General features: G+C 70.8%; 26 protein-coding genes. 9 read left to right on the top strand and 17 right to left on the bottom strand.

Translation table 11 applies throughout. The features are described from left to right. Window positions 1-82: 82 nt before the first annotated feature. Window positions 83-1108: a class II fructose-bisphosphate aldolase gene (gene fbaA, locus ABZS42_RS01785; RefSeq protein WP_355141488.1), complete on the bottom strand. Its 1026-nt coding sequence runs from the start codon at window positions 1106-1108 to the stop codon at window positions 83-85. Between the two features lie 161 nt (window positions 1109-1269). Then, entirely contained in the window at window positions 1270-1662 is a 393-nt protein-coding gene (locus ABZS42_RS01780) for a phage holin family protein (protein ID WP_355141486.1), read from the bottom strand. Window positions 1663-2009: 347 nt separating this feature from the next. Here ABZS42_RS01780 and ABZS42_RS01775 point away from each other — a divergent pair, with 347 nt between their 5' ends. The 4 genes from ABZS42_RS01775 (at window position 2010) to ABZS42_RS01760 (ending at window position 8706) form a co-directional block, all read left to right on the top strand. Then, complete coding sequence (locus ABZS42_RS01775) at window positions 2010-3581, top strand: LPXTG cell wall anchor domain-containing protein (RefSeq protein ID WP_355141484.1); 1572 nt, start codon at window positions 2010-2012, stop codon at window positions 3579-3581. Window positions 3582-3715: 134 nt separating this feature from the next. Beyond that, window positions 3716-5197 carry a 3' terminal RNA ribose 2'-O-methyltransferase Hen1 gene (locus tag ABZS42_RS01770; RefSeq protein WP_355141482.1) on the top strand — a complete coding sequence of 494 codons (1482 nt, stop codon included), beginning with the start codon at window positions 3716-3718 and terminating at the stop codon, window positions 5195-5197. Further along, window positions 5194-7719 carry a polynucleotide kinase-phosphatase gene (locus tag ABZS42_RS01765; RefSeq protein ID WP_355141480.1) on the top strand — a complete coding sequence of 842 codons (2526 nt, stop codon included), beginning with the start codon at window positions 5194-5196 and terminating at the stop codon, window positions 7717-7719. Before ABZS42_RS01770 ends, ABZS42_RS01765 begins: the two co-directional genes overlap by 4 nt. A 273-nt stretch (window positions 7720-7992) precedes the next feature. Beyond that, entirely contained in the window at window positions 7993-8706 is a 714-nt protein-coding gene (locus ABZS42_RS01760) for a VTT domain-containing protein (protein WP_355141478.1), read from the top strand. Between the two features lie 58 nt (window positions 8707-8764). Here ABZS42_RS01760 and ABZS42_RS01755 read toward each other — a convergent pair whose 3' ends face one another. The 14 genes from ABZS42_RS01755 to soxR form a co-directional block, all read right to left on the bottom strand. Continuing rightward, complete coding sequence (locus tag ABZS42_RS01755) at window positions 8765-9142, bottom strand: metalloregulator ArsR/SmtB family transcription factor (protein ID WP_091081602.1); 378 nt, start codon at window positions 9140-9142, stop codon at window positions 8765-8767. Between the two features lie 57 nt (window positions 9143-9199). Then, window positions 9200-9739, bottom strand: coding sequence for an orotate phosphoribosyltransferase (gene pyrE / locus ABZS42_RS01750; RefSeq protein ID WP_076468716.1), 540 nt, complete (start codon window positions 9737-9739; stop codon window positions 9200-9202). Between the two features lie 167 nt (window positions 9740-9906). Further along, window positions 9907-10716, bottom strand: a complete 810-nt coding sequence (locus ABZS42_RS01745; RefSeq protein ID WP_355141475.1) for an SDR family oxidoreductase — start codon at window positions 10714-10716, stop codon at window positions 9907-9909. An 8-nt stretch (window positions 10717-10724) separates the two neighbouring features. After that, entirely contained in the window at window positions 10725-11303 is a 579-nt protein-coding gene (locus ABZS42_RS01740; RefSeq protein ID WP_355141896.1) for a hypothetical protein, read from the bottom strand. A gap of 125 nt (window positions 11304-11428) precedes the next feature. Further along, entirely contained in the window at window positions 11429-12274 is an 846-nt protein-coding gene (locus ABZS42_RS01735; RefSeq protein ID WP_355141473.1) for a hypothetical protein, read from the bottom strand. Window positions 12275-12380: 106 nt separating this feature from the next. Next, the gene (locus ABZS42_RS01730; RefSeq protein ID WP_355141471.1) at window positions 12381-13949 is read right to left on the bottom strand and encodes a polyamine aminopropyltransferase; all 1569 of its coding nucleotides are present in this window, start codon (window positions 13947-13949) and stop codon (window positions 12381-12383) included. Beyond that, window positions 13946-14737, bottom strand: coding sequence for a hypothetical protein (locus tag ABZS42_RS01725; protein WP_355141469.1), 792 nt, complete (start codon window positions 14735-14737; stop codon window positions 13946-13948). Before ABZS42_RS01725 ends, ABZS42_RS01730 begins: the two co-directional genes overlap by 4 nt. Next, a complete protein-coding gene (locus tag ABZS42_RS01720; RefSeq protein ID WP_355141467.1) occupies window positions 14737-15159 on the bottom strand; it encodes a DUF350 domain-containing protein in 423 nt (140 codons plus the stop codon). Before ABZS42_RS01720 ends, ABZS42_RS01725 begins: the two co-directional genes overlap by 1 nt. A 34-nt stretch (window positions 15160-15193) precedes the next feature. After that, entirely contained in the window at window positions 15194-15619 is a 426-nt protein-coding gene (locus ABZS42_RS01715; RefSeq protein WP_350785504.1) for a DUF4247 domain-containing protein, read from the bottom strand. Further along, window positions 15616-16122, bottom strand: a complete 507-nt coding sequence (locus ABZS42_RS01710) for a DUF2617 family protein (RefSeq protein WP_355141465.1) — start codon at window positions 16120-16122, stop codon at window positions 15616-15618. The genes ABZS42_RS01715 and ABZS42_RS01710 overlap by 4 nt, the downstream gene beginning before the upstream one ends. After that, the gene (locus tag ABZS42_RS01705) at window positions 16123-16758 is read right to left on the bottom strand and encodes a DUF4178 domain-containing protein (RefSeq protein WP_355141463.1); all 636 of its coding nucleotides are present in this window, start codon (window positions 16756-16758) and stop codon (window positions 16123-16125) included. A gap of 124 nt (window positions 16759-16882) precedes the next feature. Next, window positions 16883-17260 (bottom strand): hypothetical protein, encoded by a 378-nt coding sequence (locus ABZS42_RS01700; protein ID WP_355141461.1) that lies wholly within the window; start codon window positions 17258-17260, stop codon window positions 16883-16885. Window positions 17261-17410: 150 nt separating this feature from the next. After that, on the bottom strand, window positions 17411-20002 hold the full coding sequence (clpB, locus tag ABZS42_RS01695; RefSeq protein ID WP_355141459.1) for an ATP-dependent chaperone ClpB: 2592 nt from the start codon (window positions 20000-20002) through the stop codon (window positions 17411-17413). Window positions 20003-20142: 140 nt separating this feature from the next. Beyond that, complete coding sequence (soxR, locus tag ABZS42_RS01690) at window positions 20143-20601, bottom strand: redox-sensitive transcriptional activator SoxR (protein WP_355141457.1); 459 nt, start codon at window positions 20599-20601, stop codon at window positions 20143-20145. A gap of 100 nt (window positions 20602-20701) precedes the next feature. Between soxR and ABZS42_RS01685 the strand changes: the two genes are divergently transcribed. The 5 genes from ABZS42_RS01685 (at window position 20702) to ABZS42_RS01665 (ending at window position 24452) form a co-directional block, all read left to right on the top strand. Then, window positions 20702-21295: an NAD(P)H-dependent oxidoreductase gene (locus tag ABZS42_RS01685; protein ID WP_355141455.1), complete on the top strand. Its 594-nt coding sequence runs from the start codon at window positions 20702-20704 to the stop codon at window positions 21293-21295. Between the two features lie 40 nt (window positions 21296-21335). Next, window positions 21336-22007, top strand: a complete 672-nt coding sequence (locus tag ABZS42_RS01680; protein WP_355141453.1) for a hypothetical protein — start codon at window positions 21336-21338, stop codon at window positions 22005-22007. 116 nt (window positions 22008-22123) lie between these two features. Further along, the gene (locus ABZS42_RS01675; protein ID WP_355141451.1) at window positions 22124-22624 is read left to right on the top strand and encodes a TrkA C-terminal domain-containing protein; all 501 of its coding nucleotides are present in this window, start codon (window positions 22124-22126) and stop codon (window positions 22622-22624) included. Window positions 22625-22631: 7 nt separating this feature from the next. Further along, a complete protein-coding gene (locus tag ABZS42_RS01670; protein ID WP_355141894.1) occupies window positions 22632-23840 on the top strand; it encodes a cation:proton antiporter in 1209 nt (402 codons plus the stop codon). A 180-nt stretch (window positions 23841-24020) separates the two neighbouring features. Beyond that, a complete protein-coding gene (locus ABZS42_RS01665; RefSeq protein WP_076468700.1) occupies window positions 24021-24452 on the top strand; it encodes a hypothetical protein in 432 nt (143 codons plus the stop codon). A 228-nt stretch (window positions 24453-24680) separates the two neighbouring features. Here the strand turns inward: ABZS42_RS01665 and ABZS42_RS01660 are convergent, their stop codons facing one another. Beyond that, window positions 24681-24887 (bottom strand): hypothetical protein, encoded by a 207-nt coding sequence (locus tag ABZS42_RS01660; protein WP_355141449.1) that lies wholly within the window; start codon window positions 24885-24887, stop codon window positions 24681-24683. Window positions 24888-24970: the final 83 nt, after the last annotated feature.

Genomic DNA, 24970 nt, shown 5'->3' with positions numbered 1-24970 from the left:
GAGGCACCCGACGACCCGCGTGCGTCGCCCGAGAACGCCGACGGCCGCCCCCGAGGGGGGACCGGCCGTCGGATCGTCCGTCCTACTTGCTCATCTTGGTGCCGGTCGAGCGCAGCGCCTCGCAGGCTTCGACGACCCGGGCGGCCATGCCGGCCTCGGCGGCCTTGCCCCAGACCCGCGGGTCGTACATCTTCTTGTTGCCGACCTCGCCGTCGACCTTGAGCACGCCGTCGTAGTTGCGGAACATGTGGTCCGCGGCCGGGCGGGTGAAGGCGTACTGGGTGTCGGTGTCGATGTTCATCTTCACCACGCCGTAGTCGAGCGCCTCGCGGATCTCGGACAGCAGCGAGCCGGAGCCGCCGTGGAAGACCAGGCTGAGCGGCTTCTCCTTGTTGTACTTGGCACCGACCGCCATCTGGATGTGGTTGAGCACCTCGGGGCGGAGCTTCACGTTGCCCGGCTTGTAGACGCCGTGCACGTTGCCGAAGGTCAGCGCCGCCATGTAGCGGCCCTTCTCGCCCAGGCCGAGCGCCTCGACCATGGCGAGGCCGTCCTCGACGGTGGTGTAGAGCTTCTCGTTGATCGCGTTCTCGACGCCGTCCTCCTCGCCACCGACGACGCCGACCTCGATCTCGAGGACGATCTTGCCCTTGGCGGCCTCGGCGAGGAGCTGCTCGGCGATCTGCAGGTTCTCCGCCACCGGCACCGCGGAGCCGTCCCACATGTGCGACTGGAACAGCGGCTCCTCGCCGCGCTTCACCCGCTCCTGCGAGATGCCCATCAGCGGCCGGACGAACTTGTCCAGCTTGTCCTTCGGGCAGTGGTCGGTGTGCAGGGCGACGTTGACCGAGTAGTTCTTCGCCACCTCGTGCGCGTAGTTGGCGAGCGCCACCGCACCGCTGACCATGTTCTTCACCGACGGGCCGGAGAGGTACTCGGCGCCACCGGTGGAGACCTGGATGATGCCGTCGCTCTCCGCATCGGCGAAGCCCTTGAGCGCCGCGTTCAGCGTCTGCGAGGAGGTCACGTTGATCGCGGGGTACGCGAACCGGCCGGCCTTGGCGCGGTCCAGCATCTCCGCGTATGCCTCGGGGGAAGCGATGGGCATGTCGAACGCTCCTTCTTACCGCTCTCGGCCGTGCTGGCCGCTGTTGTCCATGGGTGCGCCGGACCACACTGTCCTCCGTCGGGCAGTATCCCGCAGTGCGGCCGACCGGCCGCCACCGACCCTGTGCGGGTCCACCGACCGGTGACCGCCGGCGTCGGTGCTCATCGGCGGTCCAGCCGGTCCGGCAGCGCCACACTGATCAGCCAGGTGACCACGGCCATCACGATGGCGCCCCAGAACGCGGCCCAGAAACCGTCGATCTGGAACGGAAGGTCGAGCGCGTGCGCGATCCGGTCGGTCAGCAGGAACAGCAGCGCGTTGACGACCAGCGCGAACAGGCCCAGGGTCAGCAGGTAGAAGATGCAGCCGACCACCTTGATCACCGGCTTGAGGACCGCGTTCACGAGGCCGAAGATCAGCGCCACGACGACCAGGGTGAGCACCGTGTTGGCGCCCGACCGGCCGCCGACGTCGACGCCGGGCACGATCAGCGTGGTGATCCACAGCGCCACCGCGGTGATCGCCCACCGGATCAGGAAGCCCACAGTCCCCATCCTGGCATCGGCGGTACGCCCCGGTGGGCCGATTCCGCCGACTCGGCTTCGCGCACTGACCTGGCAGGACACGGTCATGCCAGCCATCCGCCCGTCTGCGCCTGGACAGTTGGGCCACCACCATGAGCCGAGGCCCGTCGGCCGCATCACCGGCAGGCTGAGCCCGACGGGGTCGACCGACTCCTCCCACACCCGATGACGTGTACAAGTGCGACGTTACGGTGACCTTGATTGGCCGTTCGGTTGATATCGACGGATGGCGGCTCAGCTGGGGCGGCGGAGCGACTTAACGATTCCTTAAGATCCGTTGGCTAGACCTTCAGTCCCCGAAACGAGGGAACCCCCACATGCTCAACCACTCCACGCGGCGCTGGCTCGCCGGGCTGGGCGTAGTAGGCGCGTTCGTCGCTGCTTCCGCCACCCCCGCCGCCGCCAAGAAGCCGGCCGTCGAGCTGGGTCTGTACATGACCGACACGACGATCGCCTCCGGCAGCGAGGGCAAGACGGAGTCGCCGACCCTGTCCGCCTCCGAGCCGGTCGTGGTGCACGGCCTCACGGTTCGCTACGACTTTCGAGACCTCACCGACAAGGTGACCGTCGCTCCGGAAATCAGGAGCGAATGCGACTCTTCGGACGCAGGAATACTGGTTTGTCAGGATCCGTTCGAGGTCGGGCTCGACGAATGGGGCCTCGCGGGTCTGTTCGCCGTAACCATCAAGCCCACCTCGGAGGCGACGGACGGCGACTCCGGTGACCTGAAGGTCACCGTGAGCGCCGAGGGCATGACCCCCGCCAGCCACACCGCCACGGTGAAGATCGGCGAGGGCGTGGATCTGGCGGGTGGCACGGAGGTCAACCTCACCACCAGCCCGGGCAGCAGCTTCACCGCCCCGCTCGTTCTCGGCAACGTCGGTGAGAGCACGGTCAAGGGTGCCGTCGCCGTGTTCGACCACGACCACGCGATCCGGACCGGAAAGCGTTACAGCAACTGCACCTACGAGGGTGACCAGCTGCGCGTCTGCCGGTTCACCAACGAGGTCGCAAGCGGCGAGACCCTCACCGCGACCGTGCAGTACGTGCTGGGCAAGGACACGTACGCCCCCGGCCGCGAGCACGGCTACTACCAGTGGATGACCCCCTCCGAGTTCGACGACTTCGTCGGGCACCTCGACAGCGGGGGCCACTCCATCGGCAAGCCGGGTAGCGACGAGCCGCTCGTGCTCACGAAGAAGGCCCCGGTGAAAGCCGGCTCCTTCCAGGCAGACGTCGACCCCGAGAACAACTGGTCCGGCATGGAGATCACGGTCACCGGCAAGAACGGTGCGGACCTCGAAGCGATCGGCGACAAGCTCACCGGCAAGGCCGGTGAGGTGGTCACCGCCACCGTCGGTGTCCGGAACAACGGCCCGGCTTCCCTCGACTTCGGCCGCAGCGGGTCGCCGGTCACGAAGATCGACGTCGCCGTCCCGAAGGGCGCCACCGCCGTCGAGGTGCCGGAGAGCTGCGTGCCGCTGAAGGATGACCAGGGGGACTGGGAGCAGCCCGGAAAGCCGGGTGCCGACGCGTACCGCTGCTACCCGGACTTCTTCCTGGCGGCGGGCGAGAAGCAGACCGTCGACATCGGGCTCAAGGTCGACGCTGTCGTCCCGGACGCGACCGGCACGGTGGTTATCAACGCCAAGTGTGAGTGCGAGGGCTTCACCGAGGACACCAACCCCGCCAACGACACCGCCAAGATCCTGCTGAACCCGACCAACGGCCAGGGTGGCGGCCAGGGTGACGGTGACGATGACGGCGGTTCGCTGCCGATCACCGGCGAGTCCACCACGCTGATCGCCGGCATCGGCGCCCTGCTGCTCGCGGCGGGTGTCGGTGGCTTCGTGCTGGCGCGCCGCCGCAAGACCCGCTTCGTGGCCTGATCCGTAGCGCCACCGGTGCCCCGCCGACCGTCCGGTCGGCGGGGCACCGCCGTCTCCACCCTCGGACGACGCCGGCCGGGGAACAGCCGAAAACCGGGCGGCGCAAGATCGATCCGGCTGCCACCATGGTCGGCGTGCTGCTCACCCTGACCACCACGCACCGGCCGGCGACCGACCTCGGGCACCTGCTGGTCAAACACCCCGACCGGGCGCAGTCCTTCGACGTACCGGTGGGCACGGCGCACGTGTTCTACCCGGAGGCGAACGAGCAGCGCTGCACCGCCGCCCTGCTGCTGGACGTGGATCCGCTGCGGCTGGCGGGCGCGCGTCGGCGCGGACGCGGCGGCCAGTCGGCCACCCCGGAGACGTTCAACCTCGGGCAGTACGTCAACGACCGGCCGTACGCGGCCTCCAGCCTGCTCGCCTCCGCCATGGCCAAGGTGTTCCGCTCGGCCCTGCGCGGCGAGTCCCGGGAACGCGCGGAGCTGGCGGCGACCCCGATCCCCCTGGAGCTGCGGGTGCCGGTGCTGCGGTGCCGGGGCGGCGCCGAGGTGGCCGTACGGGTCTTCGCCCCGCTCGGGTGGACGGTCGAGGCCACCCCGATCCCGCTCGACGAGGCGTACCCCGAATGGGGCGACAGCCGGTACGTCGACCTGCGGTTGACCGGTGTCCAGCGGGTCGCCGACGCGCTCAACCACCTGTACGTGCTGCTCCCCGTCCTCGACGACGCCAAGCACTACTGGGTGGCGCCGGACGAGGTGGAGAAGCTGCTCCGCGCGGGCGCCGGCTGGCTGGCCGGCCACCCGGAACGGGGGCTGATCACCCGGCGCTATCTGGCGCACCAGCGCGCCCTGGCCGGGCAGGCGCTGGCCCAACTGGCCGAGGAACGGCTCACCGACGAGCCGGTGCTCGCCGACTCCGTCGACGACGAGTCCGGCACCGCCGCGCAGGGGCGACCGTCGCTGGCGGCCCACCGGCGTGCGGCCGTGCTCGCCGCCCTCGCCGACAGTGGTGCGAGCCGGGTGCTCGACCTGGGCTGCGGCTCCGGCGCGCTGCTCACCGCCCTTGTCGGTGACCGCCGTTATACCGAGATCGTCGGCACCGACGTCTCCAGCCACGCGCTGACGCTGGCTGCCCGACGGCTGCGGTTGGACCGGCTGCCGGAGCGGCAGCGCAACCGGATCAACCTCTGGCAGTCCGCCCTCACCTACCGGGACGACCGGCTGCGCGGCTACGACGCGGCGGTGCTCATGGAGGTGATCGAGCATCTGGACCCGCCACGGCTGCCGGCCCTGGAGGACGTGGTGTTCGGGCACGCCCGGCCGGGCACGGTCGTGGTGACCACCCCGAACGCCGAGTACAACGTCCGCTACGACGGGCTGCCGGCGGGCCGGTTCCGGCACGCCGACCACCGCTTCGAGTGGACCCGCGCCGAGTTCACCGCATGGGCGGAGCGGGTGGCCGGCACCTACGGTTACCGCCTACGGCTCGCCGGCGTCGGCGACGAGGACCCGGAGCTGGGCAGCCCCACCCAGCTGGCCGTACTGACCATCGACGTGCCGGACCCGCCTGGGGAGAACGCGCCGGACCCGAACCGGAAGGAGGAGCGGCCGTGACCGTCCTGGACATCCCCGAACTCGCCCTGGTGGCTCTCGTCGGCGTCTCCGGTTCCGGCAAGTCGACCTTCGCTCGCCGGCACTTCCTCCCGAGCCAGGTGCTCTCCTCGGACGCGTTCCGGGCGATGGTGGCGGACGACGAGAACGACCAGTCCGCCTCCGCCGACGCGTTCGACGCCCTGCACTACGTCGCCGGCAAGCGGCTGCGCGCCGGCCGGCTCACCGTGGTCGACGCGACCAACCTCCAGCCGCACGCCCGGGCCGGGCTGGTCCGGGTGGCCCGGGAGCACGACGTGCTACCTGTCGCGGTCGTGCTCGACGTGCCCGAGGCGCTGGCCTGGGCGCGTACGGAGGCGCGCGCCGATCGCACCCTCGGCCGGCAGGTGCTCACCCGGATGCAGCGGGATCTGCGCCGGACGTACGGGCAGCTGGCCCGGGAGGGTTTCCGGAAGGTGCACGTGCTGCGCGGCCCCGAGGAGATCGAGGCCGCCGAGGTCCGGTACGAGAAGCTGTTCAACGACCGACGCGAGCTGACCGGGCCGTTCGACATCGTCGGCGACGTGCACGGCTGCCGCGCCGAGTTGGAGTCGCTGCTGGTCCGGCTCGGCTGGCGGCTGCACCGTGACGAGCAGGGCCGGCCGGTCGACGGCACGCACCCGGCGGGGCGTACCGCCGTCTTCGTCGGCGACCTGGTGGACCGCGGCCCGGACTCTCCCGGCGTGCTCCGCCTGGTGATGGGCATGGTCGCCGCCGGGCACGCGATCTGCGTGCCCGGCAACCACGAGCAGAAGCTGCTGCGCCGGCTGCGTGGCCGCGACGTCCGGCTCACTCACGGCCTGGCCGAGACGATGGCTCAGCTGGAGGCGGAGTCACCCGAGTTCGTGTCGGCGGTGGCGAGTTTCGTCGACGGGTTGGTCAGCCACTTCGTGCTCGACGGCGGCCGGCTCGTGGTCGCCCACGCCGGGCTCAAGGAGGAGTACCAGGGCCGGACGTCCGGCCGGGTGCGCGCGTTCGCCCTGTTCGGGGAGACCACCGGCGAGACCGACGAGTACGGCCTCCCGGTCCGCTACCCGTGGGCGCGCGACTACCGGGGTTCGGCGATGGTCGTCTACGGGCACACGCCCACGCCCGAGCCGGAGTGGGTCAACAACACCATCTGCATCGACACCGGCTGCGTCTTCGGCGGTCGGCTCACCGCCCTGCGCTACCCGGAGCGGGAGCTGGTCTCCGTCGCCGCCGAGCGGGAGTGGTACGCCCCGGCCCGGCCGCTGACCGCCGCGCCGGCCCGCCCGGACGAGGTGCTGGAGCTGGGTGACGTGGCGGGCCGCCGGCACATCGAGCACGGCTACGGTTCGCTGACCGTACCCGCCGAGAACGCCGCCGCCGCGCTGGAGGTGATGAGCCGGTTCGCGGTCGACCCGCGCTGGCTGACCTGGCTGCCGCCGACGATGGCACCCTGCTCGACGTCCCGCCAGGAGGGGTTCCTCGAGCACCCGGCGGACGCGTTCGCCGATTACCGCGCGGCCGGCGTGGACCGGGTGGTCTGCGAGGAGAAGCACATGGGCTCGCGGGCCGTGGTGCTGGTCTGCCGGGATCGGGACGGCGGTCCGTTCGGGCCGGGCGGCGGCGTGGTGCACACCCGTACCGGCCGGCCGTTCTTCGGAGAGCCGCTCGACACCGAGCTGCTCGACCGGGTGCGGCGGGCGATCGGCGCGGCCGGGCTGTGGGATGAGCTGGAGACCGACTGGCTGCTGCTCGACACCGAGCTGCTGCCCTGGTCGGCCAAGGCGGGCGGTCTGATCCGTGAGCAGTACGCCGGGGTCGGCGCCGCCGGCCGCGCCGCCCTGCCGGCGGTGCGGGAGGCGCTCGACTTCGCCGCCGCCCGGGGGCTGCCCGTCGGCGAGCTGCGCGACCGGATGGCTCGCCGGCACGACGAGGTACGCGCCTACAGCGCCGCCTACCGGGCGTACGTCCGGCCGACCGAGGGGTTGCGCGGGGTGACCCTGGCACCGTTCGCGGTGCTCGCCGGCTCCGGGACCAGTTACGCCGACCGGGATCACGGTTGGCACCTCGACCTGGCCGACCGGCTCTGCGCCGCCGATCCGGAGTTCTTCACGCCGACGCGCCGCAAGGTGGTCCACCTCGCCGACGAGGCGTCGGTCGCCGCCGCAACGGACTGGTGGCTGGCGCTCACCGCGGCGGGCGGTGAAGGGATGGTCGTCAAGCCGTACGCGGGTCCGGCCGCCCGCAGTGAGCGGGGATCGCTGCTCCAGCCGGGGATCAAGTGCCGGGGACGGGAGTACCTGCGGATCATCTACGGTCCGGGCTACGACGAGCCGGAGCAGTTGAAGCTCCTGCGGCAGCGCTCCCTCGGCCGCAAGCGCGGGCTGGCGCTGCGCGAGCACGGCCTGGGCCTGGCGGCGCTGGACGGGCTTGCCGACGGCGTGCCGCTGTGGCGTCGGCACGCGCTGGTGTTCGCGATCCTCGCCTGCGAGTCCGAGCCGGTCGACCCACGGTTGTAGGTGTCGGCCCGGCCGGTGCCTCTGCCGGCCGGGCGGGTGTTGGAAGTGGCCGCCGGTGGCCGGGCGGGTGCTGGTGGTGGCCGAGGGGGGCCGGTGCCGACGGTGGCCGGACGGACGGGTGCCGACCGGCACGCGACGGGTCCGGGCGGCGGGCTGCGACAGCCGACACAGGTGTGACGTCGAGCACCGGGCGTCTCGGACGGCCACCTAGACTACGGACGTGCCGTCGCCGCCGGCGACTGAACGCCCCCACCGTTAGATCGGAGGTCGCTCGTGCCGACGCCCACCACCACCCTGGCCCTGGGCCCTGACTGGCTCGACCCGGAGTGGTTGATCTCGACGTTCGGGCTGCTCGGCATCCTGGCCATCGTCTTCGCCGAGTCGGGTCTGCTGATCGGCTTCTTCCTGCCGGGCGACTCGTTGCTCTTCACGGCGGGCCTGCTGACCGCGGACGGGCAATACATCACCTACCCGCTCTGGCTGGTCTGCCTACTGGTCACGATCGCGGCGGTCGCCGGTGACCAGGTGGGGTACGCGTTCGGCCGGAAGGTGGGGCCATCGCTCTTCCGGCGACCCAACTCCCGGCTGTTCAAGCAGGAAAACGTGCTGAAGGCGCACGAGTTCTTCGAGAAGTACGGTGCCCGCTCGATCGTGCTGGCCCGCTTCGTGCCGATCGTGCGGACGTTCACGCCGATCGTGGCCGGGGTCAGCGGGATGAACTACCGCACGTTCGTGACGTACAACGTGATCGGCGGGGTGCTCTGGGGCAGCGGTGTGACGGTGCTCGGCTACTTCCTCGGCCAGATCCCGTTCGTGAAGGACCACATCGAACTCATCCTGGTCGCGATCGTCGCAGTTTCGGTGATTCCGATCGCGATCGAATTGCTCCGGGCGCGGATCGCGGCCAAGCGGGGTGCCAGCGCTGCGGAACGGGCCGCCACCGAGGAGGCGATTCGAGAGACCCGGCAGCACTACGGCAAGCACTGACCGGCCGGCCGTCCGGCGCCGTCCCTGTTCGGGGAGGGCACCGGACGATCGGTACGGGTCAGCGGGCCTTCTTGGTGGCCCGCTTGCGCGGCGGGGTCAGCAGGTCGGCGATCGTGGCGATCGCCGACGGCACCAGCCGGTAGTAGGCCCACACACCGCGCTTCTCCCGCTCCAGCAAGCCGGCCTCGGTGAGGATGCGCAGGTGGTGGCTGACCGTCGGCTGCGAGAGGCCGAGCGGCGCGGTCAGGTCACAGACGCACGCCTCGCCCTCTGGAGCCGACTGGATCAGGCTCAGCAGCCGCAGCCGGGCAGGGTCGGCGAGGGCCTTGAGGACCCCCGCGAGACGCTCGGCATCGGCACGTTCGATCGGCTCGCCGGCGAGCGGCGAGATCTGAGGCATAGTCATTTCAGCCAACGCAGTTCCCACGTTTTCCATCCTTCCACCAGCAGCATCGATCCGCCTGCATATCAGCAGATCCGAATCGGCAGACTTTTACGCCACAAGGCCGAGGTCAGCCAACGTATAGGCCGCCCGATAAGGCAGTCCGGCGGCTCGCACCGCGTCGCCGGCGCCTCGATCAACAATAACCGCCACACCGATGACCTCGGCCCCGGCCTCGCGTAGCGCTTCCACCGCGGTCAGCACACTCGACCCCGTCGTCGATGTGTCCTCAACCGCGAGTACTCGACGACCGGCGACATCCGGTCCCTCGATCCGTCGCTGCAACCCATGCGCCTTACCGGCCTTGCGCACCACGAAGGCGTCCAGAGGCCGATCGGTCGGAGCAGAGGCGTGCAGCATCGAGACGGCGATCGGATCGGCACCCAGGGTCAGGCCGCCGACCGCGTCGTACTCCCAGTCGGCGGTGAGGTCGAGCATCACTCGACCGACCAAAGGTGCCGCCTGGTTATGGAGCGTGACACGTCGTAGATCGACGTACCAGTCCGCCTCGATGCCGGAGGAGAGCACCACCTTGCCGTGTACCACGGCCAGATCGGTGATGAATTTACGCAGGTCGTCGTGGTCCCCCATGGCGATAGAGGGTACTGCTCAAGTCTGTGAGCCGCGTCTGGGGTCCACCGGTATCCATCGCTCGGGCGACCGATGCATGGCGATATACGACTACTCTGCGCGACGAAGCCCGATCCGATCGCCACCTACCGAACGAGATCCGGGCGGTGCCGGTCCCGCGCGACGGATCAGTTCGCGTCGCGGCCGATCCGGCCCCGGGCGTCCCTGGCGACCGCGTGCAGCAAGCGCCGCGGCGCGTGCCGAAGACCGGCGGCAGCGAGCTTGTACTTCCACGCCGGAACGCTGACCAGCTTGCCTTTCCGCAGGTCACGCATAGCTTCGTCGACCACGTCGTCGGCTTGCAGCCACATCCAGTCCGGCGTCTTGGACATGTTGATGCCGGCTCGCTGGTGGAACTCGGTACGCGTGTAGCCGGGGCAGAGCGCCATCACACGTACGCCGAACGGCCGCGCCGACTGTCCGATGGACTCGCTGAAGTTGGTGACCCATGCCTTGCTGGCCGAGTACGTCGAACCGGGCATGACAGCGCCGAAACCCGCTACCGAAGAGACATTTATCACTGCCCCGCGCCGCCGCCCGGTCATCGGTCGCAACGCGGCGAGGGTCAGGCGCATCACCGCGTGCACGTTGAGCCGCAGCAACCGGGCCTCGTCCTCCGCCGAGGACCGCAGAAATGGCATGTTGAGGCTGATCCCGGCATTGTTGATCAGCAGATCGATCGGGGGGTCGGCGGCGAGCCGCCCCTCCACCACGACACAACCGTCGTCCGTGGACAGATCGGTCGAGATGATTTCGACGTCCCGTCCGTGGCGCTCCCTCAGCTCGGCGGCCATGCCGGCGAGGCGGTCGGCGTCGCGGGCGACCAGCAGCAGGTGCCAACCGTCGGCTGCCAGCCGGCGGGCGAACGCCGCACCGATGCCGGCCGTCGCACCGGTCACCAGGGCTCGCTGCTCGTTGGGCGCAGAGTGGGACGTCACGGGAGTCCTCAGCTGTACGGCGGCAGGATCGGTACTGGCAGGTGCGGGGCGGGTGGGGACCCGGGTGGTGCGGCCGGCGCGGATCGAGGCCGGAACCACGCGTTCGCCGCCGGCAAGGCCAGCAGCACCGCTACCACAAGGTAACCGAGTGTTTGGCCGATCGAAAGCCCCCCGCCCAGGGGGATCCACCATGACGGGTAAGCATCGGCGATCAGGCCGAACAGTTCGGCGTCCGCCTGGTCCTGGGCGCCCAACTGCAACGGCACCGACCGCTGGCCGACGACCAGCGCTAGGCCACCGCAGCCGCAGATCGCACCGATGCCGCTGACGGCCCAGACCGTCACCCGGGCGCCGGCGCGTCCACCACCCACACCGATAGCCAGGCCGGCGAGGAGCAGGCCGGCCAGCAGGCTGACCACGGCGGAGACCACGGCGCAGGCGTGCAGCAGCGCGACCGTGCCGTCGACCTGGTCGGCGGAGGCACCGCTCGCGGCGGAGCGGAACCGGTCGACGGTGCCGTTGAGCACCAGCAGCCCGGCCACGGCGTACGCGAGGGCGACGACCGCCATCAGCAGCAGCGCGGCCATCGCCAGCGTGACCGGGGCGGGACGCCGGGCCGGCACCGGATACGGGTACGACACGACGGATCCCTCCGATAGACGTCGACTGCAACCTATCGAAGGGATCCGTCAGCGTGGCCGTTCTCCGGCCGTCAACTCATCGGCGGCGGGGTCGGACCGGGCCGGTCCGACGAGGGCGGCTGGTCACCGGGCTGGCCGAACGTCGGCGGCTGACCGGCCGGCGGCTGACCGGGAATCGGCGGGTAGGAGGGGTCGCCGGAGGACGGATAGCCCGGCTGGCCCGGACCCTGCGGATAGCCCGGCTGGCCCGGACCCTGCTGGTAGCCCGGCTGGCCCGGACCCTGCGGGTAACCCGGGTAGCCGCCGGGGTAGGCGGCGCCGGGCGTCGGCGGCTCCCAGACGGGCTGCGGCTTGCGGAAGAACTCGTTCGCCTTGGGCAGCGCGAGCAGGATCAGCGCCGCGAGCAGCGCGAGGACAGCGATCAACGAGATGGCGGTGCTCAGCGGATTGAACCAGCCGGGCAGCGCCGCGTCGACCTGACGCTGGATCTCGTCGGGGCTCGGTGCGTTGCCACTGGCACCGCTGGTGGCACCACCGGTGAAGCCGCCCGCGGCACCGCCGGCCACGTTGCCACCGGTGCAGCAGACCATGATGCCGCCGAGAACCCAGGTCGTGATCCGGGAACCGTTCTTGCCGCGGTTGTTGAGCAACGCCAGCACGACCAGGCCGGCCGCGATGAGCAGGCCGAAGATCGCGCCGCCGATGCCGACTGCGTAGGTGATGCCGCTGACCGCGTCGGCCATCTCGGGATCGCTGCTGGCGTACGCGTCCCGCATCACGTCCCGGATGGTGCCGATGCTGGACAGCGTGATGATGAGACCGACGAGCTGAAGGACGGCGAAGAGGATCAGCAGATAGCTGGAAATTGTCACCACACCCGGCCGTGACCGGGCCGGCGTGCTGGGGGAATCGACCACGATGCTCCTTCCCTAGATCGCGCCCACACCGTATCGGCAATCGGCCAGCACGGCAGGCCGCGACGCCGCCGCGAGGCACCGACGCGGTGCTGCGGAAATGCGCGGATCAGTAGCCGCGCCACTCCGTGCGGGCGTACTCCAGGACCCGGGGTTGCAGCAGGGTCGAGGCGGGCACCACGATGCGGCCCCGGTCGACGGGGAAGGTGGCCGCCGCCGCCAGGGTCGCCGAGTTCAGGAAACGCAGCCTCGGCGCGTCGGTGGGCAACGCCAGCGGGGGCGGCTCGGCACCGGGCGCGGCCAGCAGGAAACCCCAGTCGCCGAAGGACGGCACGTCCACGTGGTACGGCACGGTGGCGAAGCCGGCCTCCCGTACCGACGCCTCGATCGACCAGTACGACCGAGGTGCGAAGTAGGGAGATCCCGCCTGCACCACCAGCCTGCCGTGTTCGGTGAGCACGGCACGGATCAGCGCGTAGAACTCGACGGTGTAGAGCTTCGCGGTTGCGGTCTCGTCCGGGTCGGGCAGATCCGCGACCACCGCGTCGAACCGTTGACGATTGCCCCGCAGCCACCCGAAGGCGTCCGCGTTCACCACGCGGACCCGCGGATCGTCGAACGCGTCCCCGTTCAGGCGCCGCAGTTGCGGCTCGGTACGCGCCAGCGCCACCACCGCCGGGTCGAGGTCGACGACCGTGATGCGCCGGACGTCGGGATAGCGCAGCAGTTCCCGTACGGCGAGCCCGTCGCCGGCCCCGAGCACCAACACCTCGCCGCGTGGGCCGTTCAGCACCGGATGCACGAGCGCCTCGTGGTACCGGTACTCGTCCACCGAGCTGAACTGGAGGTCGCCGTTGAGGTACAACCGCAGGTCGGTGTCGGCGTGGCCGACCTCACGTACGGATCGGGTCAGCACGATCTCCTGGTAGCGGCTGCGCTCGGCGTGCACCACGGGATCGCGGTAGAGCTGCTGGCGCGCGGTCACCTCGAAGTCGTGCGCGGTCAGCCAGGCGTACCCGAGGCAGAGGGCGACCACCGTGGCGCCGGCTCCGAGCGCGACCCGCGACCGGGCGGTCAGCTCGCCGCGGAAGACCGTGAAAACCAGGACGAGCCCGGCCACCGCGTTGACCGCTCCGACCACGATCGCCCCCTTGAGCTGGCCGAAGACCGGCAGCAGCAGGAACGGGAAGGCGAGCCCGCCCAGCAGCGCGCCCACGTAGTCGGCGGCGAACAGGTCGGCCACCGCGCTGCCTGCGGCCTGCTTCCTGATCCGTTGCAGCAGCACCATGAGCAGCGGGATCTCCGCGCCGATCAGGAGACCGAGCAGAAACGCGGTGCCGACGAGCGCCGGCCCGTAGAGGTCCAGCCAGGCGAACGCCGCGTACAGGCCGAGGACGGAGAGGCCGCCGAGCAACGCGAGGGACAGCTCGATCGCGGCGAACGCCGCAGCGGCCCAGGGCTGCAACGGCTTGGCGGCGAGCGCGCCGACCCCCATCGCGAAGACCATCACACCGAGCACGATCGACGCCTGGCCGACGCTGTCGCCGATGAGGTAACTGCCGAGGGCCACCAACGCCAGCTCGTACACCAGGCCGCAGGCGGCACAGACGAAGACCGCGGCGAGCACCGCCGCGCGGGCCACCCGTCGCCGGGGAGGCTGCGCCGCGCCGGTGGTCACCGCTCCTCCGGCGTACGTCCGGACGCCGTGACCGCGGTGGCCGGCGCTGTCGCCTCCCGGCGCTCACGGCGCCGCTGCACCAGCCCGACGGTGACCAGCAGTGCGGTCAGCAGCAGCATCCCAGCGGCGGCGAGCAGGTAGCCCCAACGGTCCCGCCACAGGTCGTTGCCCGCGGCGGGCAACGGTGGTGGCGGCGCAGCGGCCGGAGTGGTCGTGGCGATCGGCACCGGAACGGCCGCGCCTGCCTCGGCGAGCAGCAGCGGAAGGCTGACGGCGGCCCGGGTCACCGCCCAGCCCGGCTCGTCGAGGAACGCGTCCTCGTTGAGTCCGAAACGTTCGAGCCCAGCGGCGACGGCCAGCAACGGGCTCTGGTCCAGGTCGGTCGAGCCCTCGACCGTCACGTACGCGTAGTCGTTCGACTCGCTGCTCTCCGACACGTAGGTGATGTCCGCGACGACCCGAACCCAGCGCGGGCACCGTGGGTCGCCCTCGACGACCACCCCTTCGCCGAGGTTGGAGCCGACGCTGACCACGTCGGTGCCCGTCTGGAGCGTCCAGCCGTAGCAGATTCCCTGTGCGGCGGCCGCCCGCTGGAGAATCGGCACGGTGTCGGTCCGCTCGGTGGCGGTCGGCGGGGAGACGGCGGGCCCGTCGTCCCCGCTCAGCGCACCGGCGCCACAACCGCCCGTCAGCACGACCACGGCACCGAGTCCCGTGGCGATCTGCCACCCGGTCTTCTTCGCCGGCCCTGCCTTGTGCGGCTGCGCGGTCGGTCGTCCACCCGCCATCAGCTGATCGCGGCGGCGATGATCGCGCCGGTGGCCAGGTGGACGACCGCGGAGACCCAGACCGCCGGGTGTGGCTCGGGCTCGACCAGGATCTGCCCGAGTCGGCCCGGCGTGAGGGCGTCGAGCAGCAGGAACGCGGCCGCCATGATGACCAGCCCCAGGATTCCGTACGCGGCCGCGCCGATGATCCCGAGCACGAAGTCGTCCTCGCTGGTGGCGATCGCGGCGACCACGATGACGCCGACCCCGATCAGGTTCGAGGCGAGCAACAGGGCGGCGTTGCGGTTGCGGTCGACCCAGATCAGCTCGCTGAGCCGACCGGGGGTCGCCATGTCGACCAGGGCATAGCCGATGCCCATCAACAGCACCCCGACCACCCCGTAGGCGAGGGTGACCAGGAGATCGGTGACGAGGGTCTGCACGGGGGCTCCAGGGGTGAGGGGACTGGGTCGACCGCTACTTGCCGGCGCCGGGGCCGCCGCCCCGGACCGTGCTGCCACGTCCCCAGCCCCAGTACGAGCCGACCGTGGAGTGGTAGCGCGGGTACGCGGTCCGAAGGTTTTCCAAGAGGATCACCGAGCCGGTGGCGGCCGGCAGGATCACCACCGAGTCGTCGTCGTAGCGCAGGTAGACCCCGCTGCCGTCGACGTACTGATCAGCCGGCTGCCACGCGTCGGTGATCTCCTTCGCCACCCGGCTGGGCGTACCGGCCGAGGTGTAGGCGACCGCCTCCCGACCGATGTCCCGGCCGGCGTCGCGCTTGTAATGGTCCTCGACGTACCCGCGGGGGGAGAAACTGCCGTAGAAGACGGCGAAGGCGGCGACGAGTGCGCCGATGACCGCGAAGGCCGCACCCACCACGAACCACCGTCGGTACGTCATCGCAGCGCCACCACCGTCTCGGTCAGGACCAGCTCGTTGGTCTGTGGATAGGCGTGCCAGGTCCGCCAGGCCACCGTGCCGCCGGGCAACCCGGAACGAACCGCGAGCGCGGTCACCGCGTCCGGGTCACCGGGGAAGACACCGACCAGGGCGAGCCGGTCGTCGGCCAACTCCGCGCGGAGTGCGGTGACCCGGTCACGAAGGCCGGAGTCGGGTGGCCGGAGCACCGTCGCGACGAACCGGTAGCCGGTCGCCTCGTCGAGCACCGTGGCCGGCAGTTCGGGTGGTCGCCCGGGCAGGCAGGCCACCGTCTCGGTCAGCCTGCTGTCGCCTGCGCGCAGCACCACCTGGTGCGAGGCGCCGAGCAGCCGCAGCTCGAGTCGGACCGGCCCGGGCAGGGCGAGGTCGAGCACGTGCAGCGCGGGCCGCTCCACGTCGTCGCGGGCCAGGCTGAGGTCGGCCGCGCTGGTGTCGACGTACGGGGCGTCCAGGGTGACCAGCACTCAGTGCTCCCCGCTCCGGTTCTCGCCGGCCTGCGGATAGATCATCACCTCGGTACGGTGCAGGAGTTCGCCGCGCGCCACCTCCCAGCCGGCTTCCCCGTAAGCCTCGAAGGAGAGCCGTGCCCCGCCCGGTGCCTGGTAGTCGTGGTACCGCATGCTGCCGGCCGGGTCGAGGCCGGTGGTGCCGGTGGCCGTGAACCGGGCCTGCCCGGACTCTTTCCAGCTGTATCGCCTGTCGGCGAAGTCGATGGTCGGTGCCCCGGGAGTGACGGTGGCACCGGTCTCGGCGGTCCAGAGCACCAGTTCCAGCTCTGGATCCTCCTCCACGGAGAGCCAGCGCCGTACGCCCTGCGCGTCGTCGAGCAGGTGCTCGACCCAGCTCCAGCCGCCCTCGACGAGACGGATCGTGCCCCGCACCAGGTATGAAACCTGACGGATCTCGACGATGTCGCCGGGGCGCAGCCGGCGCGGGTCACCGCGCAGCACATCGGCGTCGTGGTCCCGGAGCGGATCGGTCGGTGCGGCTTCGGGTGGGCGGCTCCGGGACCGACGCAGCGCCACGACGGCGATCACCACTCCGACGGCTCCGACCAAGCAGCCCACCGCCGTCACCAGCCACGCCACGGACCCGTTCACCGACCACCCTCCCCGGTACGTCGGCGCGAACGGTAACAACCCCGTGCACCAGGCTGAACGTGACGCAGGCCGAGTGAGCATCCAGTCACCCGGTGTCCGTCGGGCGCAGTCCGGTCGCGGAGGTTCACGCCTCGGCGAGACGGCTCGCGGCGTACTCGCCCAGGGAGGAGCGGCCCATGAGACAGCCGCTGAACGTGTTGAACTCGCCCGGATCGCCGCTCATCGCGGTCCACGCCGCCCGCGCGGCCGGCGGGTCGACCCGTTCCAGCAACGTCGCCGCGTAGGCCCGGCCGGCCGGCGAGCCGTGCGTCAGCAGCCGATCGAGCTGCTCGCGTAGGGTCTCGGGCTGCTCGGCCAGGGCGGTCTGGACAATGCCGTACGCCTCGGTGACCGGCAGCAACGCCCCCGCGAACCCGACCCCGCCGAAGGCGAGCGTGTCCGCCCCCGCCAACTCCTCGATGGCGTCCCCGATCGCGCCGCCACTCTCCGCCGCTCCATCCACACCCACACCCTTACCCCACCCGAGCCCACTCACCCACCCCCGATCGGCTCGCCCCCTTCCGACGATCAAGAGGTTGACGGGGCTTCCGAAGATCGAAGCCGCCGCCAACCTCGTGATCGACTTGTCGGAATCAGGGGTGAGGGGTGGTCGTCAGGCCGAGGTCACGGTCAGGGCGTCCCCGGTGGGGGTCAGGTCGACCTTGACCGTCTGGCCGTCGCGGATCTGACCGGCCAGCAGAGCCTTGGCGAGTTGGTCGCCGATCGCGGTCTGGACCAGGCGACGCAGCGGGCGGGCACCGTAGATCGGGTCGTAGCCGTGCTCGGCCAGCCAACCGCGAGCGCCGTCGGTGATGTCCAGCGCCAACCGGCGGTCGGCGAGGCGGTTCCGCAGCCGGACCAGCTGGATGTCCACGATGGATCGCAGATCCTCCCCGCGCAGCGCGGCGAAGACCACCACGTCGTCGAGCCGGTTGAGGAACTCCGGCTTGAAGTGCGAGCGGACCACCGACAGCACGCCCTCCCGGCGCTGCTCCTCGACGAGCGTCAGATCGCTGACCACCGAAGACCCGAGGTTGGACGTGAGGATCAGGATCGTGTTGCGGAAGTCGACCGTCCGGCCCTGGCCGTCGGTGAGCCGGCCGTCGTCGAGCACCTGGAGCAGGATGTCGAAGACGTCCGGGTGGGCCTTCTCCACCTCGTCGAGCAGGATCACCGAGTACGGCCGGCGACGCACCGCCTCGGTGAGCTGTCCACCCTCCTCGTAACCGACGTACCCGGGCGGGGCACCGACCAGGCGGGCGACCGAGTGCTTCTCGCCGTACTCGCTCATGTCGATGCGAACCATGGCCCGCTCGTCGTCGAAGAGGAACTCGGCGAGCGCCTTGGCCAGCTCGGTCTTGCCGACACCGGTCGGCCCGAGGAAGAGGAAGCTGCCGGTGGGCCGGTCCGGGTCGGCGACGCCGGCCCGCGCCCGACGTACCGCGTCGGAGACCGCGCCGACCGCTTCGCGCTGGCCGACCACCCGCGCGCCGAGCGACTCCTCCATCCGCAGCAGCTTGGCCGTCTCACCCTCCAACAGCCGGCCGGCCGGGATGCCCGTCCAGGAGGCGACCACGGCCGCGATGTCGTCCGCGCCGACCTCCTCCTTGAGCATCGCGCCGTCCGCCTGGAGTCGGGCCAGCTCCCCCTCGGCCTGCTTCAGCTCGGCCTGCAGCGCCGGAATCCGGCCGTACCGCAGCTCGGCAGCGCGCTCCAGCTCGCCGTCGCGCTCGGCCCGCTCGGCCTCGCCGCCCAGCCGCTCCAGCTCTTCCTTGGCGGTCGAGAGCTTGGTGATGTGGCCCTTCTCCAGCTTCCAGCGGTCGGAGAGCGCGGTCAGCTGTTCGCGCTTGTCGGCCAGCTCCCGGCGCAACCGCTCCAGCCGCTCGGCGGAGGCGTCGTCCGGCTCCTTCGCCAGCGCCATCTCCTCGATCTCCAGCCGCCGGACCGCCCGCTCGATCTCGTCCACCTCGACCGGACGGGAGTCGATCTCCATCCGGAGCCGCGACGCCGACTCGTCGACCAGGTCGATCGCCTTGTCCGGCAGGAAGCGGTCGGTGATGTAGCGGTCGGAGAGGGTGGCGGCGGCAACCAGCGCGGCGTCGGTGATCCGTACGCCGTGGTGCACCTCGTAGCGCTCCTTGAGCCCGCGCAGGATGCCGATGGTGTCCTCGATGGTCGGCTCACCGACCAGCACCGGCTGGAAACGCCGCTCCAGCGCCGGGTCCTTCTCGATGTGCTCGCGGTACTCGTCCAGGGTGGTCGCGCCTACCATGCGCAGCTCACCACGGGCCAGCATCGGCTTGAGCATGTTGCCGGCGTCCATCGACCCCTCGCCCTTGCCGGCGCCGACGACGGTGTGCAGCTCGTCGAGGAACGTGATGACCTGCCCGTCGGAGTTCTTGATCTCCTCGAGCACCGACTTCAGCCGCTCCTCGAACTGCCCGCGGTACTGCGCGCCCGCGACCATCGCGCCGAGGTCGAGCGAGACGAGCTTCTTGTCCCGCAGCGACTCCGGCACGTCACCGGCGACGATCCGCTGGGCGAGCCCCTCGACGATCGCGGTCTTGCCCACGCCGGGCTCGCCGATCAGGACCGGGTTGTTCTTGGTACGCCGGGAGAGCACCTGAATGACCCGCCGGATCTCCGAGTCCCGGCCGATCACCGGGTCGATCTTCCCCTCGCGGGCGCTCGCGGTCAGGTCGACGCCGTACTTGGCCAGTGCCTGGTAGGTCTGCTCCGGGTCGGCGGTGGTGACTCGTCGGTCCCCGCCCCGTACGGTCGGGAAGGCGGCGACCAGGTTCTCCTCGGTGGCGCCGGCGGCCTTCAGCGCGTTCGCGACCGCGCCACCGACCCGGGCCAGGCCGGCCAGGAGATGCTCGGTGGAGGTGTACTCGTCGCCCAGCGGGCGGGCGATCTGCTCGGCGGCGCCGATGGCGTTGACGAACTCGCGGGCCAGCGTCGGCTCGGCGATGCTGGAACCGCGCGCGGCGGGCAGGGCGTCGACCGCGCGCTGGGCCGCCCGGCGCAGCTCGGCGGGGTCGGCCCCGACGGCGCGCAGCAGGCCGGCGGCGGTCGAGCCCTCGGTGTCCAGCAGCGACGACAGCAGGTGCCAGGGCTCCACGGTGGCGTGACCGCGCTGATTCGCCATCGCGACGGCACCGGTGATGGTTTCGCGGCTCTTGGTGGTGAGACGTTCCGTGTTCATGACTCCCCCGGATCGACAGGTCCGCTAGGAAGGACACAACCAGAGTTGAGCCTATTCCGCTCAACCCTGGAGGTGTGACTCCTGTCACTCGCCGCGGCGGCCGGCCCACCGACGGCGCCACGCGGCCGCGCCCGTCGAGCTCAGGACCTGAGCAGACGGTGCGGCCCCGGGCCCCGTTCGGCGAGCGCATCACCGGGATTGACCAGGGCACACTCGTCGAACGACAGGCAACCGCAGCCGATGCACCGGGTGAAGCGGTCACGCATCCGTTCCAGCCTCGCGATGCGTTCGTTGATCTCCCTGCTCCAGCACTCCGAGGCCCGCTCCCAGAACTCCTTCGTCGGTGGGGCATCGGCCGGCAGCAGGGCGAGCACCTCGCGGATGACCGCCAGCGGCACACCGGTGTGCTGGGAAGCCCGGATGAACGCGATCCGGCGCAGGGTGGCGCGGTGGTAACGGCGCTGGTTCCCGGCCGTCCGCCGACTGTGGATGAGTCCCTGCCGTTCGTAGAACCGCAAGGCCGTGTGCGGTACGCCGCTACGCCTGGACAGCTCCCCGATGGTCAGCAACTGCGCGCTCGTCGGCGCCGAATCCGTCACGCCGAGCACCGTAGCTTGACCTCCACATTTGTGTAGGTACCAGCCTTGGCGTTGGCCGGGCACAGCCGTGACCCGCTCACCGACAGATCCCGGAGTCGCCATGACCCGTCAACCACTTCAGCTCGCGGTCATAATCGGCAGCGTTCGCCAGGGCCGCTTCGGCCCGACCGTGGCGAACTGGTTCGCAGGTCAGGCCGATGAACGCGACGACCTGACCGTCGACGTCATCGACCTGGCCACGGTCGCCCTACCGATGACGCTGCCGGCGTTCGGCGCGCCGCCCGTACCGGAAGCGGTCCTCGCGCTGCGGAACCTGACCCCACGGCTCTCCGCCGCCGACGCTTTCGTCGTGGTCACACCGGAGTACAACCACAGCTTTCCCGCAGCGTTGAAGAACGTCATCGACTGGCATCACCAGCAGTGGCACGCCAAGCCGGTCGGGTTCGTCTCCTACGGCGGGATCAGCGGCGGGCTGCGGGCGGTCGAGGCCCTTCGCCTCGTGTTCGCCGAACTCCACGCCGTGACCGTTCGCGAAACGGTCAGCTTCCACGATGCCTGGCGCCAGTTCGACGCCGACGGGTCACCACTGAGCCCGGACGGGTGCAACCGGGCCGCCGACAGCCTGCTCGACCAGCTCACCTGGTGGGCCCATGCCCTGCGGGACGCGAAGGCGACCGCCCCGTACCTGGGCTGATCAACCCCCGATTCCATCCGGACCGATCAGAGGAGATCACATGGAACCGCTCGCTCCCGCATCCGCGGACACCGCTCCCTCCGGACCAGGCGTGGTGGTGACCAGCCGCTGGCAGGTCGCGGATCGCCACGCCCAGCGCGCCACCGCCGACAGCGCAATGGCTCGATGGCGGCGCGTGCCCTGGCCCGAGGGATGCCTCTCGGTGACCTGCCTGCTGAGCACCGACGGCCACCTCGTCATGTTCTACAGCCGATGGGCGAGTGAACCGGACTACCGGCGGCATGTCGCCAACGTCGTCGAAGGGGACACCGCGGACGGGGTCGGCGATCACCACTCCGGCGTCACACATCTCGACGCCATCGTCTCCAGGCTCGCCACCTCGCCGGGCAGCCCGTCCGGCGACGCGCCCCACCCCGGCTGCGTCGCGCTGATCAGCATCGCGACCGACGGCCACGAACTCCAGCGACAGGCGGCGGAGAGAATTGCCGCATTCCGGGCAGACGCGCACCCGGGCGCCATCGGCGGGCACCTGCTGTTCAGCCTCGACGGCGCACGGGTGACCCTCTACGCGGAGTGGACCAGCGAAGAGGCACACCAGGAGGCGATCGCCGGGTCCAGGTTCGGCGGCCGGCGCGGGATCTTCGACGGCGTGCCCGGCATCCGCGGGCTCAGCATGCACCGATACCAGCGCTACCGCACCGCCGGCCGGTGACCGCTCCGGGGCGGGCGACCCCGGAGCGGTCGGTCGGGACCGCCGGTCAGGTGCGGACATCGGCCGACGTTAACGCCATGGGAATCGACGGCCCTGGACGCGGTAGCGTTGACCAGGTGCGAGTACGTGTCGAACAGACCGCGCTGCCGGGTATCGGCGTACGTCATGACCTCGTGACGGAATCCGGGCGCCGCGTAGGCGTGGTCTCCCACCGCAACGGTCGTCGCGACCTTGTCCTTTACGACCCGGATGATCCTGATTCATGTCAGGCTGACATCCCGCTGACCGACGACGAGGCGGAGGCGCTGGCCGACATCCTCGGCGCGTCGCTGATGCTCGGTCAGCTCTCCGGACTACGCGAACAGGCGGCCGGGCTGCTCACCGAGCAGATCCTCATTCCGGCCGGCTCTTCGTACGTCAACCGGAGGCTCGGCGACACCAAGGCTCGCACCCGGACGGGAGCCTCGATCGTGGCGGTCCTCCGCCAGGGCGAGGTGAACGTCTCGCCGGACCCGGCCTTCCGTTTCGCCGCCGGTGACGTGGTGGTCGTGGTCGGGACCCGCCAGGGTCTCGACGGAGTGACCGCCATCCTCGCCGACAGTGACCCGGACGGCTGAGGCGCGTATGCACGAGACCAACACCCTGCTCATCGAGGTCGGCGCGCTACTTTTCCTGCTGGGTCTGCTCGGCCGGTTGAGCCGCCGGATCGGCCTCTCTCCCATCCCTCTGTACCTCCTCGCCGGGCTCGCGTTCGGGCACGGTGGGTTGCTGCCGCTGAACGCCAGCGAGGAGTTCTTCGCCGTCGGCGCCGAGATCGGCGTGATCCTGCTGCTGGTGATGCTCGGCCTCGAGTACTCAGCCAACGAACTCGTCGGCAACCTCCGCTCGGCAGCCCCCGCCGGTCTGATCGACGCGGCGCTCAACGCGCTGCCCGGGGCGGCGTTCGCGCTGCTGCTCGGCTGGGACTGGGTGGCCGCCCTGGTCTTGGCGGGCATCACCTGGGTCTCCTCATCAGGAGTGATCGCCAAGGTCCTCGGCGACCTGGGCCGGCTCGGTAACCGGGAAACCCCGGTGATCCTCTCGGTCCTGGTGATCGAGGACCTGGCCATGGCGCTCTACCTGCCGCTGGTCACCGCCGTGCTGCTGGGCGCCGGCCTGATGGGTGGCGGCATCGCGCTCACCATCGCGGTCGCCACCGTCCTCGTGGTGCTGGTGGTCGCCATCCGCTTCGGCGGGGTGATCTCCACCCTCATGTCCGCGAAGGACGCCGAGGCGCTGCTGCTCGGAGTGCTCGGCCTGACGCTCCTGGTGGCCGGCTTCGCCGCCGAACTCCAGGTGTCGGCGGCCGTCGGCGCCTTCCTGGTCGGTATCGCCCTCTCCGGGCCGGTGGCGCATCACGCCACCGAACTCCTGACCCCACTGCGGGACCTCTTCGCAGCGGTGTTCTTCGTCTTCTTCGGTTTGACGACCGACCCGCGGGAGATCCCACCCGTACTGCTGCCGGCACTCGGTCTGGCGGTCGTCACGATGGCGACGAAGACACTCACGGGTTACCTGGCCGCGCGTCGGGTCGGCATCGCCGAGCCCGGCCGTTGGCGAGCCGGTCTCGCACTGGTACCCCGCGGTGAGTTCTCCATCGTCATCGCCGGGCTCGCCGTCTCGGCCGGCAGCGTCGAACCGCGGTTGGCCGCCCTCGCCACGGCGTACGTGCTGGTCACCGTGGTGACCGGCCCGCTGCTGGCCCGGCTGCCGGACTTCCCGTGGTTCAAGCGCTGGCTGCGCCACCGCGCGGCGACGGCCCAGCGACGGGAACTGGCACGGGTCGCGGACTGACGCTGGTCAACGCCTCTCCGAGCCGGGTCGGCCATACGGTCGGCCCGGCTCGGCCAACGGTTGACCAAATGCTCCCTGGAGGGCCTACCGCTACTGACCGGTACCGCGTTACCGTGTCGCCCCAGCAGCCAGATCCGCGGGCGGCCGTGCCAACTGTGGGCAGGATTGGAGGGTCGGCCGGTGAGCGTGCAGGAGTCGACGTTCCACGGTTTCGCCAACCCTGTGGACCCGTCACCTGCGGAGCTGCGCGCCTGGGCCTACCGCCCCGACTCCGTGCCGTTGGCCTCCATGCCGCCCGACTGGGACCTGCTGGTCTCCGGTGACAGACTGGTGGCGACACTGTTCGACCTGGCCATGGACCCGTCCTGCCCGGCACGCCGGTTCGCCCTGCACTGCCTCTACATCTACGCCGCCGACGGCATCCGGACGAAATTCCGGGCGCACCCCAAGCGCCGTTTCCGGAAGCTGGTGGAGCAGGCCGAGAAGAACGGCGACGAACTGATGCGAGTCTGGGCGCACAACAGCCGCGTGCTCCTGGCTCGGCCGGAACTCTTCGTGTACCGCGACTGGTGCGAGGGCGGCCTGGTCCGGGAGAACCGGCGCCTCGCCTGAAGCCGCCCCGCACGGGTTGACCGCAAGACCACCAGCTTCCCGGCCCGCCCTGCCCAGCGCCAACACGCCGAGACCCCCAGCACGGTCACCCAGCTTCCCGGCCCGCCCTGCCCAGCGCCAACACGCCGAGACCCCCAGCACGGTCACCCAGCTTCCCGGCCCGCCCTGCCCAGGGCGAACGGGCCGGGACCCCCCGTGGTTCCCGGCCCGCACGTCGGCGTCCGGTTCTCAGCCCGGCCCGCCCGGCTTTCCCTGGCGGCTCTCCGCTCTTTCCCGATCCGACCCCTGGTCGATCCGGTCGTCGAAGAGCCCCTGGTTCGCCAGGTCGGCGAAACGCCGCTTGGTGAGTTCCCCGAACTGCTCCCGGACCGTCTCGACGACCTTGTCGAGCCGGTCCTCCGTTCGCTGCGCAACCTGCTTCACCGCCTCCGTCATCGCCCCCCCTGCCATGCCGGTAGGTCCAGATTTGCGCGGAAAGGACCTCATTCGCAGGCTAACGGGAACGGCCCGGCCCGCGC

Origin of the sequence: Micromonospora sp. NPDC005367, from assembly GCF_040606825.1 — a bacterium.
Taxonomy (GTDB): Bacteria; Actinomycetota; Actinomycetes; order Mycobacteriales; family Micromonosporaceae; genus Micromonospora.
The sequence above is the reverse complement of the archived record's forward strand: the minus strand, read 5'-3'. Positions and strand labels throughout refer to the sequence as shown.